The sequence below is a fragment of the Caballeronia sp. SEWSISQ10-4 2 genome (genome assembly GCF_030464885.1).
In the GTDB taxonomy this organism is placed as follows: domain Bacteria; phylum Pseudomonadota; class Gammaproteobacteria; order Burkholderiales; family Burkholderiaceae; genus Caballeronia.
In genome coordinates this window covers 1-11412 of sequence record NZ_JALPRJ010000073.1, presented here as the reverse complement: position 1 = coordinate 11412, position 11412 = coordinate 1, and the positions used below count along the sequence as shown (strand labels likewise).

Below are 11412 nucleotides of genomic sequence, written 5' to 3'. Positions count from 1 at the left end.
GATGTTGCGATTCTCTCTATATTTTCGGCCCATTGGGCATCAAACGGGTTAACCGAGCATCTGTTAGTTGTTTAACGGCAGAATCGCAGATTTGTTTAGGTTCGGCAAAGCGTCGCCATTCGGGTGCCGAGGCGTCATGCCGCCCGGTTAGGGAAAATACCGCATTTGCACGAGCTCTCGCCTACTCCGAAGACAAGGAGGAAAAGGAAGATCGAATGAGACCGGTCAATCATCGGCTTACGTGAAAGCGTGTCCCCCGCCGCGAACAACGAGGCATGCCCTCAATTGGGAATTGTCGCTCTAGCGAGCATTTTGACTCGTCCTTCGGCCACACCCACCGAATCAGGTATTGCCGCCTATGACGGTTTGCCGCGATGAGTATTCAGGATATCGAATCTATCGAGCGGTCGCTAATCGCCATGACATGCGAAAACGAGCGAGCGTTTTCTCGCAGGTACCTCATCCATGAATACTGCGCTTAGGGTCAATGTCGTTACGGATTTGACCCCTAATTTTTATCGCGAGCAAACCAAACCTCCACCATTTCTCCTTCTTTTGTTCACCGTCAGTGCGCATTGCTCGACTACGATGTGAGTCTGCCGATCGCGACGTCCAACCCGATCCATCAGTAGTTGATTCCGGAGAGAGCGCATGCAAGGTACATCGAACGTTCAGGTCCATTCTGATACGCCACCGACACCCCGATCGTGACAACATCCCAGCCCACGCTTGCAGCGCCTGCAGTCGACCGCCTCTTATATGGCATGTTCAACCACTGGATTCGAAGTTTGTCCGCGCGCCTGTGGTTGACCAGCGTTGCTGCGCTCGCGGTCTGCATGACTCTGCTGGCCGCTCTGGTCATCTACGCGTTTAATCACTTTCCCGAGCAGACAATCGGGCGACACGAACAAATAGAAAGAGCTGAGGATGTCGCGAACGGGCTTCGCTTTGACGACGCCGGCCGTCCCGTCTCGGTACAGCCTGCCCGACAGACGGCGTGGCTGTTCGAGGCGGTGCCCACCGAACTCAAGTACCGCGTGCTCGACGAGCAGGGAAGCGTGTTGTTCGCGTCGGGCGGCGCACAGGACCTCACCCCCTGGATTGCCGGTGATCCTTTTCGAACCGCGGACAAGATCGCGCGGGTAACGATCGGCAGCAAACCATTTGACGTCGTGACGCTTCGGATTCCACACGGGCATGACGTTTTCTATGCCCAGACCGCCATGAGTGCGCGCCTGATTGACGCCATGATTGGCGCGAAGGTCAAACAGATTCCCGCTATCGTCAGGATAACGATCTTTGTCGCGACGATCATCTTCGGGTTGACGCTGACCTTGACCGTGCATCGGGTACTCAAGCCGCTCAGGGAAGCGTCGGGCGCCGCTGCGCTGATTACACCGCGCAACCTGACCGCGCGCCTTTCGCCCAAGGGCGTTCCGAGTGAGATCAAGCCGCTGCTCAACGCTTTCAACGAAGCGCTTGGCAGACTTGAGAACGGTTTCTCTGTTCAGCAACAATTTCTTGCGTCAGCCGCGCACGAACTTCAAACGCCGCTTACCTTGATCCGAGGCCAGATCGAGCTGGAACCTGAAATCAAGCATAGAGAACTGCTGTTTCGCGAGGTCGATCTGATGGCACGGCAGGTTCGGCAGTTGTTGCATCTCGCCGAGGTCAGCGAACCGCAGAACCTCAGCTTTGGCGAGGTAGACAGTGTTGACGTTGCGCAGGACGTCGTAGCGTATCTGTCACGCAAGGCCGACCGATGGCAGGTGAAGCTTCAACTTCAGGTGCCGGTTGCGCCGGCGCCCATCTTGGCAGACAGGAGCGCGTTGTTTATCCTGCTCAAGAATATTGTAGAGAACGCGATCAATGCTTCGCCGCCCGATAGCGTCGTATCGCTGATCGTCGACAAAGCCTCGATTCAGGTTCAGGACCAGGGACCTGGCATCAGCCAGGATCACCTTCCGTTCCTTTTCAAGCGGTACTGGCGTGCTCCGAATAGCAGCCACGATGGTGCGGGCCTGGGGCTGGCTATCTGCAAGGAAATCGCTACTGCTCACGAATGGCAACTGACGGTAAGCAGCGTGATTTCGGGAACCAGATTTACCGTATGGCTTTAAACCCGCGCGGGCTGCCGGTGTTCGAAGGCGCGGCGGCGTGAAGACGAGCGTCTTCAGCCGCTTCTCGTTCGCTCCGCGCCCCTTACTGCGCCGAAATGGCCGCAACCGCAGCTTTCCACCCGGTCCGTTGCTCGACCCACTCCGCCAGATCGAGCAACGCGACGTCGCCATTCGCGGCACCGACAAGCTGCGCGCCCAGTGGCAAGCCTGCCGGCCCGAAACCGGCCGGCACCGTAACGGCCGGCACGCCCAGGAACGTCCACGGGGCGCAGAACGACGCATCGCCCGTAAAGTCGAGCCCACGCGGCGGCTCGCCGCTCGCCGGCGCAACCAGCAGCGCGTCGAGTGCCATTGTCTCCCTGAACCACCGGTCGAACCGATGCGCCATGCGTCCCTGCAGAACCCTGGTCATTGCATAGTCGGTCGCGGGCAGCGCGCGCCCTTGCGCGACCAGTTCGCGCATCGGAGCGCTGACGAGTTCCGGCGAACGGTCGACGAGTTCGCCATGCGTGATGGCGGCTTCAACACCCATTAGCGTCAGTGCGTGGCGCGGTGTGTCGAAGATCTCTGCAGGGAGATCGACCATGACGATCTCGGCGCCGTCACGCGACAGGCGTTCGGCGAGCGCGTCGAGCGCGGCTTGCTGTGCGGGCTCGAGCGCGCCGCCCGCCTGTTTCGTCAGCATGCCGATACGGCGTCCCGTCGCCCTCGCGACGGCGACCGTGCCCGTGCCCGGGACATGCGATGCATGCGGATCGCCGGCGTCGGCGCCGGCGACGAGCCTCAGCACGTAGGCGGCATCCGCGACGGTCCTGGTGAACAAACCGACATGGTCGAGCGACCATGCGAGCGGCAATACACCGGTCCTCGCGATGGTGCCGTAGGTCGGCTTGAAGCCAACGACACCGCAATAGGCGGCAGGACGAATCACCGATCCCTGCGTCTGCGTACCGAGCGCCAGCGGAACAATGCCTGCGCTGACCGCGGCCGCCGAGCCGCTCGACGATCCGCCCGGCGTGAACGCGCTGTTCCACGGGTTGACGGTCGGCCCGGGATGGCGAAAAGCAAACTCAGTCGTTACCGACTTGCCGAGTATTGTCGCGCCCGCTGCGCGCAGGCGCGCGACCACGCACGCATCCTGTCCGGGACGCCGTCCTGCATACGCAGGCGAGTTGAACTCGGTGGGCATGTCGGCGGTATCGATGATGTCCTTCACCGCAACCGCTACCCCTGCCAGCGGCAAGGCCGTTTCGGCGCGGTTGACCGGCGGCGTATCCGGCAAATACTGGAATGCGTGCAGCTCTGCTTGCGACGCTTGCGCTGCATCGAAACTTTGGATAACGAACTGTTCAACGCTGGTCTCGTCTGAAGCAACAGCGTTGCGAACCTCGGCAATGGTCGGGCAAACGTAGGTCATGAATTTATTTGGCAGCAAGTGCGGGTTGGATATAGTTGCGCGCAATAAATGTATCGTACTTCGGCTGTTGCTTCAGGTTGCCGAGCGCGATCTGCGTGTCCATTGCGACCGTGAGCGCCTTCGGCGTGATGTCGACGTTCTTCGGATAGACGCCATCGGCAAGCATACGCTTGACGGCGGCGTCGACCACCGGCGCGTCGAGCGTCGGAAATTCCTTGCGAGCGATTGCGGCCGTTTCTGCCGGGTTGGTCTGCATGTAAAGAAGCGCGTTTTGCAGTCCCTTCACGAAACGTGCGGCGGAATCGGGATCGATGCTGCGCTTCGCCGTGATCGTCGAGAACGCGTATTCGCCATAGAGTTTGGGAAAGCTCAACACGACCTTCATCCCCTTGGCGACGGCTTGATCGAGACCCGGTTCGTACATGACCGCGATCTTCGATTGCCCCGCCACCAGCGGCCCGATCTCGGAACCGAGCGGAACCTGCACCAGCTTGACGTCGCTCGGCGACATGCCGTTCTCCTTCAGCGCCCTGAAGAAGAGCGAGGTGCTGGTGGTCGGCATCTGCCCCGACACCACCACCTCGCCCTTGACGTCCTTGATACTGGCAAACTTGACATCGGGAGCCGCCGCGATCCACACGGCCGCACCGTTCACCACGTTCGCGATCACGTCGACGTCAGCGCCCTTCTCGGATGCCACCGCCGTCCACTCCGGACCATGCAGCGAGAAATCCGCGCTGCCCGACAGGACCGCCGATAACGCCGCGCTCGGACTGCCCGCCGTCTGCTTGGTCACGTCGAGCCCTTCCTTTGTGAAGAAACCCCCATCGATAGCGACATAGAGCGGCAGATACAGCATCGACTGAAACGCCTGCGAGATGGTGACCTTCTTGTCTGCGGCGAGCGCCGTGGTTGAGACCGACGCCGCGGAAAACGCAAGCGCCGTCGTCAGTGCGGTCAGCATTTTTCTTACGGATGGTGCCATCGTTATTTCCCCGATCAGGTGATTGACTAGTCGTTCAGACTTTCAGCGTGTTGGCATTCGATGCCTGGCGCCACGGCAGCAACCGGCGCTCGATGAGGTCGATCAGAAAATAGAGCATGAAGCCGATCGCCATCAACACGAAGAGCCCTTCCCATACCGTGTTGAGGTCGTACAGGCTGGACGCCGTGAAGATCATGTGCCCGAGTCCGTGTTCGGACGAGATGAACTCGCCGACCACCGCCCCGACGAGACCAAAGCCGACGTTGATGCGAAACGTCGAGATCACATACGGCAGCGTGGACGGCACGACCACCTTCGTGAACACATCGTTCTTGTTCGCGCCAAGCGTGATGAGCAGTGCCTGCAGGTCGGGATCGGCGTCCTTCGCCGCTTCGTATGCCGCGATCAGCGCGACGATGGCAGTCAGCGAGATCGCCAGCGCGACTTTCGATATCAGCCCGGTGCCAAACCAGAGGATCACGATAGGCGCGAACGCGATCTTCGGCACGCTGTTGATCGCGACAATAAACGGCTCGATCAGTCGCGCGACGAACGGCGAATACCAGAGCGCGAGACCACATACGGAGCCCACCGCCGTGCCGAACACGAAACCGAGGATCGCTTCGAACAGGGTGTAGCCGGTATCGGTGAATAGCTGGCCGGAATGGGCGTCGCGCACGAGCGCATCGAAGATCTTCGCCGGCGAGCCGACCAGAAAGTTCGAGACCCAGCCAAGCCGCGCGGCGCCCTCCCAGATCGCGAAGAACGCGATCACGGCGGCGAGTTGCAACAGAGAGCGGCCCCACCCGCTGTCGAGCGCCCACTTTTTAGCCTGCGTCTTTTGCGCCGGCTGCGCGATGGAAACGGATTGCGTCATGCTGAACCCACCTCGGTCTGGATATCGAGTTCACCGCACAGGGCATGGAAGTAGCCGGAAAAGTTCGGATCGCTGCGGGCGCCGATCGGCGAGCGCGCGGCAATGTCGATGTCGTAGATCTTCTTTACCTGCGACGGCCTGCCGCCGAGCACGACCACGCGCTTGGACAACGCCACGGCTTCGTCGATGTCGTGCGTAACGAGCACCACGGTCTTGTGGAAAGTCTCCACGGCTTCCATCAACACGCCTTCCAGATAGAGCCGCGTCTGGTAGTCGAGCGCGGAGAACGGCTCGTCGAGCAGAATGATGTCGGGATCGTTGATCAACGTGCGGATCAACGCCACGCGTTGGCGCATGCCGCCAGAAAGCATGCGCGGATAGGCGTTTTCGAAACCCGCGAGGCCATAGGTGTTGAGGTATTCCATCGCCGTCTCCCGCGCCTGCGCAATCGGCATGCGAGATAACTCCGGACCAATCAGCACGTTCTGCAAAACCGTTCGCCATGGCAGTAACAGGTCACGCTGCATCATGTAGCCGACCTTGCCTCGCAAGCCCTCGACCGTTTGTCCTCGATACACAATGTCGCCACTGTCGGCTTCCAGCAAGCCGGCAATCACGTTAAAGACTGTTGTCTTTCCACAGCCTGACGGACCGATGATGCTCACGAAATCGCGTTCGTTGATATCGAACGTGAGGCCCCCCAATACATCCACCGTGCCGTGTTTATTCGAAAACGATTTACGGATGTTGCGCAATGCAAGCTGAACTGACATGCGAATTCCTGAGCGTTGATCCAGATCACACGCGCTGCGCGGCGAGGAAGCGGCTGCGCATCGGCTTGAGAACGGCGATCGCGAGTACGGCGGTGGTTATATCCAACGTTATAGCTGTGCCGAACACCGGGACCCAACTGGCCGCATGCTGGTGCATCAGCGCCGCAAGCGGTCCACCGAAGATCGAGCCGATGCCTTGCGAGATGTAAAGCCAGCCGTAGTTTTCGGTGGCGTGGCGCGTGCCGAAAGTATCGGTGAGCGTGGACGGAAACAGCGAGAAAATTTCGCCCCAGCCAAAGAACACCACGCCGGACAGCAAGACGAACAGGACCGCGTTATCGCGCGTGATCAGCCATAGCGCCATCGCGATGCCTTCGAGTCCGAAGGCAAAGCACATGGTGTTCTCGCGGCCAAGCCGGTCTGAGACCCAGCCGAACAACGGCCGCGTCAGCCCATTCGTAAACCGGTCGATGGTCAACGCGAGCGGGAGCGCAGCCATGCCTAACACGAGCACGTTGGTCACGCCGAAATCGGCGGCGAACGTCGCCATCTGCGAGGTCACCATCAGCCCCGAGGTCGACATCATGGTCATCATCAGGAACATGAGCCAGAAGATCGGGCTCTTCAACGTCTGCGACGGCCGCAGGCCGGCCACCGCGGCTTGCGTGGCGCTCGCCGCAACCGCGTCGTGCGAAGGCGGCACGCGCAAGCCTTGCGACGCGAGCAGCCCGACCACCGCAAAGGCCATGCCGAAGGTCAACATGGTTGCATCCACTCCGCGAACCGCCAGCGACGAGGCTATCGGAAAGGTCGTGACGATCGCGCCCATGCCGTAACCGGCTGCGACCGCACCCGCAGCGAAGCCACGCCGGTCAGGAAACCAGCGCACCATCAAGCCGACTACGCCGACGTAAACAATGCCGGTTCCCAGTCCGCCGACCACGCCATAGGTCACGTAGAGCATGGGCACGCTCTGCACCATCGACGCCAGCACCCAGCTCATGCCCGACAGCACGGTTCCGATCGAGATCAGGAGGCGCGGCCCGAAGCGGTCGATCAGCTTGCCCTGGAACGGCGAAAAGAACGTCTGCAGGATGATCAGTAGCGAGAACGTCACTTGCAACTCAGGCAACGCGATGCCCAGTTTCGCCGCAAGCGGCTTGGTCATCAGCGTCCAGACATATTGCGGACTCGAGATCGCCATCATGCAGACCAGGCCGAGGCCGAGCTGAAGCCAGCGGTTATGCGTCGTGGCGGTCGACAGGTTCTCGATACCCGGCGTATCGATGGCTTGCGAGCGAGTGGTCATGGTAATTCTCCGTATCTGAAACATTCGTCAGTCGATGCGCGGAACAGCGGAAAAGCCGCGCCATCCGGCCACCCCGGCCGGACTCGTTTGCGTTTTCTGGAAAAGGTGGGCGCTACCAGCCGGCCGCCGCACCGTCGCTGCGCGGGTCGTAGCCTGCCTCGAACGATCCATCTGGATACCGCACTATTGCGCCGGCATGCCCCATCGCCTCGTCGTAGGCCTGCATGATTTCGACTTCGTGACCAAGCGTTGCCAGTGCCGCCACCGTGGCGGGCGCGAAGCGCGTCTCGAGCTTGAGCGTGTCCGTCGTCTGTCCCCACGTGCGGCCAAGCAACCAGCGCGGCGCGTCGATGGCCGCCTGCGGATTCCAGCCAAAATGGGCTATCCGCGAGAACACCGCGCTCTGCGATTGCGGCTGCCCGTCGCCGCCCATATTCCCGTAGACCATCGTGCGTCCATCGGAAAAACGCGCGAGCGCCGGGTTGAGCGTGTGGAACGGGCGGCGTCCCGGCATCAGCGAGTTCAGCGCTTGCTCATCGAGCGAAAAACTACAACCGCGGTTCTGCCAGTTGATCCCCGACCTCGCCAGCACCACACCGCTGCCGAACTCGTGATAGATGCTCTGGATAAAACTCACCGCCACGCCGTCTGCGTCCATCGTGCCGAGCCAGACGGTGTCCCCAGGTCCCGCACCGCGTCCCCACGGCGCGGCTCGCGTCATTGAAACGCGCGCGGCCATCTCGTCGAGCGCAACGGGATCGAGCAGCGTGAGCGGGTCGATCTGCATGTGATCGGGATCGGTGATATGCCGATCGCGGACGTGAAATGCGAGCTTGGTCGCCTCCACGCACGCGTGCACGAACTCGGGGCCAAGCGGGTCCATGTCTTTCGCCGACACCCGGTCGAGGATGCCGAGGATCAGCAGCGAAACAAGGCCCTGTGTAGGCGGCGGCATGTTGTAGACCGTACCGAGCGAATGCACGAGCGCGAGCGGCGTGCGCAGGCGGGCTTGATGCCGCTCGAGATCCGCGAGCGTCAGCAGGGACCCCACCGACCGCAGATCGCTCGCTATGCTGCGCGCCAGATCGCCACGATAAAAATCGTCGAAACCGGCGTCGGCAAGTTGTTGCAGCGATGCTCCCAGACGGGGCATGGAGAAGCGCTCGCCTGTCACGGGCGCGTGTTCGCCCGGCAGAAAGGTATCGGCAAATCCGGGGATCGACTGCAACTCGGCGCGCGTGCTCGCCACGCATTGCGCCTGGCTGCGCGTGACCGGCATGCCGCGCTTTGCGTAGTGGATGGCGTCTTCCAGCAGGCGCGCAGCCGGCAGCTTGCCACCGAGCGTCTCGTTCGACCAGCGGTGAGCGAGCTGCCAGCCGGACACCGTTCCCGCAACCGTATTCGCGGCCAGCGGACCGCGCGTTGGAATGGACGTGAGCCCGCGCGAGCGATATTCGTCGATGGTCGCAGCCATCGCAGCCCCACCGCACGCCTCGATGCCAACCGGTTTCTTGCCAGGGCACGAGATCAGCCAGAAGCCATCGCCGCCGATGCTGTTCATGTGCGGATAGACAACCGCAATCGTCGCAGCGGCGGCAATCATCGCCTCGACGGCGTTGCCGCCCTCGCGCAATACAGCGAGCGCGCTTTGCGAAGCCAGCGCATGGGGTGCGACGGCCATGCCTCGCACTCCGCGTACACAATTGGGGAAGTCAGGCGACATGCTTGGTCAGAGGAATTTGCTTGTATACATACTTGTCGACCTCGCGAAAAGCATGCCAGGCAGCCCGCTGACCTTAGTCGCTTGCTAGATGGGGATTCGAGAACGGTCGCGCGCAACCGGCATGCTGCTAGGTGGTGCGACGTATCCGGGGTGGTGCATACGGCGCACTGGCCGGCTTCATTGCGGTGCGTGCGCTTTGCAGGCGATGGACCGTCAGGCTGCGCACTTCAGCCTGGCTGCCCTCGATATGACGCGCTATAAGCGCGGCGCTTCGCTCGGCCTCGCAGCGCCGGATGGCGTCGAGGATGGCGACGTGTTCGTCGTACGTAACGTCGATGCAGTTGCCGTACACGAAGTCGAGCCGCCGCACCACGCGGATACGATCGGTGACGCGCTGCATGGAGTTGGTCAGTTCTTCGTTGCCGGCGGCGCAGACGAGTGCGTGATGGAACGCTTCGTCGAGCGCGGCAACCTCGCGGCCGTCGCGGACACGTCGGGACAATGGCACGTTCCACACGCGCTCAAGCTCGTCGAGCATCTGCAGGACGACACCGGACAGCGGCGTTGCTTCGCTGACGAGCTTGCTGATTGCGAAGGTTTCAATCAGCTTTCGCATCTCGTAAAGATCGTCGAAACGTTTGAAATCGATGGGTACGACCTCCCACCCGCCCCGGACATAACCTTGCATCAGACCATCGCTTTGCAGGCGTTGCAGGGCTTCGCGGGCGGGTGTGCGCGAGACGTCGAAACGCTCCGCTATGCTGCCCTCGGTCACGCGGTCACCGGGAAGCAAGCGCATTTCGAAGATGTCGTCACGCAAGCTGAAATAGACGTGCTCGGCACGCGACGCCGAGCGACTGGGCAATGGTAGCGAGAACGGATCGATAAGGGTGTCGGACATGATGGCGGAAGCTTAGCAATAAAAGCTCGCCACGAAAATGGGCGTTTCTCACGCACCAAACCGTCGGACCCGGGTAAATCGACATTCGATAAGCGGGGTAAAAAACGGCCTTGCCACCTGAAGCCTTGGCAGCATCCAAGGCGAGTTTGTTATTCGGCCAGAGGCGAGAGACCGGTACTACCGGCGCCACAGACTCTTTTGGACGCTTGCTAATTCGCTAGCGCGCTAGCGAATTAGCAACGCTCACAAAAAATAAGCTTCATTTATTTAGCGCGTCTGTCACTGACTTATACCGAGCATACGTCGAGCCGCTGCCTCAGCAAGCTCCAATGCAGCTTCAGGGCTATTCATCGGCCGGCCACAGCCGCGTCCTGTGATTTGCTCCAGGGTCTTTTTGTCGCGTAACGTTGTCACGCGGACCGCGCCTTTGAACATCTGGCCCGGGGATGGCTGGACAATAGCCTCAACGGTCGTGTTTCCCTTCGTTTGTTTGAATGCCATAACATCTTCCATAGGTTATTGCGGAGCGGTTGACGACGGTACGCTCCGTAGAATTCATCACCCGCACTTGATGAGCACGCTTGCCGTTTTGAAGCTAGCAGCGCTCAGTGTGCTTTGCCGTTGATTGCCAGTCCTGCAGGCCGCGCTTCAAAACGGCATTGAAGATGTGCCGGGTATTCCGAGTCTATCTCTCGCACCAGGCGGTCGATCTCATGCCTGAGCGCATCGGCGCGTTCGACGCCCAGCAAGTATCCCGCTTTTACCAGACCCTCGCCGAATTTCTCGACCATGAGCGCCGCAAGCGCCGGCGTTTCTGCACCGCGCGTCACGTCATGCATGCGTTTTCCTGCATATCGTTGAATTTCTTCGATCAAGGCCCCGATCTCATTGGTCATAGTACTGTCCGCTTTTCGGCTATTTAATAACGCTAAGACGTGAATGCGTTGCCTTAGCGGCGATGGCGACTGTCTTTTATTCGTGGCGTCCGCCAGACCTATTTTGTTCGTCTTCTATTGTTCGCCTTCTTCGATAATTGCCGTGTCGAAAGAATGCTGGCGGACGTATATATGTTGTATAAAAAGTTGTGCTAAAACGAAGGGGCGGTCGGGGGCGGGTGGTTCCGGGCTAGCGGTCGGGGTCGGTGCTGGGTTGCCGCTTTCTGCGTCCGTGGCCGGTCTATTCTGACTGTTCTCTTTATCACTATTAGCCACTGTGCGTGGCGGCACTTCATTTCTTTTCCACACCGCAACGACGAAAAAGAAACAGAAGCAAAGAAAACGCCTCCCAACAATCGGCAAGTTAGTGTC

10 protein-coding genes are annotated in these 11412 nt (G+C 60.6%); 1 reads left to right on the top strand and 9 read right to left on the bottom strand.

Annotated features, from left to right (window positions below; translation table 11 throughout):
- Nucleotides 1–707 precede the first annotated feature (707 nt).
- Complete coding sequence (locus tag M0D69_RS34170) at nt 708–2120, top strand: sensor histidine kinase (protein WP_367619799.1); 1413 nt, start codon at nt 708–710, stop codon at nt 2118–2120.
- An 82-nt stretch (nt 2121–2202) separates the two neighbouring features.
- Here the strand turns inward: M0D69_RS34170 and M0D69_RS34165 are convergent, their stop codons facing one another.
- From M0D69_RS34165 to M0D69_RS34125, 9 genes are all read right to left on the bottom strand, one after another.
- Nucleotides 2203–3537 (bottom strand): amidase, encoded by a 1335-nt coding sequence (locus tag M0D69_RS34165; RefSeq protein WP_301786248.1) that lies wholly within the window; start codon nt 3535–3537, stop codon nt 2203–2205.
- Nucleotides 3538–3541: 4 nt separating this feature from the next.
- Nucleotides 3542–4522: an ABC transporter substrate-binding protein gene (locus M0D69_RS34160; RefSeq protein ID WP_301786247.1), complete on the bottom strand. Its 981-nt coding sequence runs from the start codon at nt 4520–4522 to the stop codon at nt 3542–3544.
- Nucleotides 4523–4556: 34 nt separating this feature from the next.
- The gene (locus tag M0D69_RS34155; protein WP_301786246.1) at nt 4557–5399 is read right to left on the bottom strand and encodes an ABC transporter permease; all 843 of its coding nucleotides are present in this window, start codon (nt 5397–5399) and stop codon (nt 4557–4559) included.
- On the bottom strand, nt 5396–6172 hold the full coding sequence (locus M0D69_RS34150) for an ABC transporter ATP-binding protein (RefSeq protein ID WP_301786245.1): 777 nt from the start codon (nt 6170–6172) through the stop codon (nt 5396–5398). The genes M0D69_RS34155 and M0D69_RS34150 overlap by 4 nt, the downstream gene beginning before the upstream one ends.
- A gap of 25 nt (nt 6173–6197) precedes the next feature.
- The gene (gene oxlT, locus M0D69_RS34145; protein ID WP_301786244.1) at nt 6198–7481 is read right to left on the bottom strand and encodes an oxalate/formate MFS antiporter; all 1284 of its coding nucleotides are present in this window, start codon (nt 7479–7481) and stop codon (nt 6198–6200) included.
- A 112-nt stretch (nt 7482–7593) separates the two neighbouring features.
- A complete protein-coding gene (locus tag M0D69_RS34140; RefSeq protein WP_301786243.1) occupies nt 7594–9162 on the bottom strand; it encodes a gamma-glutamyltransferase family protein in 1569 nt (522 codons plus the stop codon).
- A gap of 169 nt (nt 9163–9331) precedes the next feature.
- On the bottom strand, nt 9332–10105 hold the full coding sequence (locus tag M0D69_RS34135) for a GntR family transcriptional regulator (RefSeq protein WP_301786242.1): 774 nt from the start codon (nt 10103–10105) through the stop codon (nt 9332–9334).
- Nucleotides 10106–10710: 605 nt separating this feature from the next.
- Nucleotides 10711–11001, bottom strand: a complete 291-nt coding sequence (locus M0D69_RS34130) for a hypothetical protein (protein ID WP_301786241.1) — start codon at nt 10999–11001, stop codon at nt 10711–10713.
- 114 nt (nt 11002–11115) lie between these two features.
- A partial coding sequence (locus M0D69_RS34125) for a hypothetical protein (RefSeq protein ID WP_301786240.1) occupies nt 11116–11412 on the bottom strand: 297 nt, incomplete at its 5' end.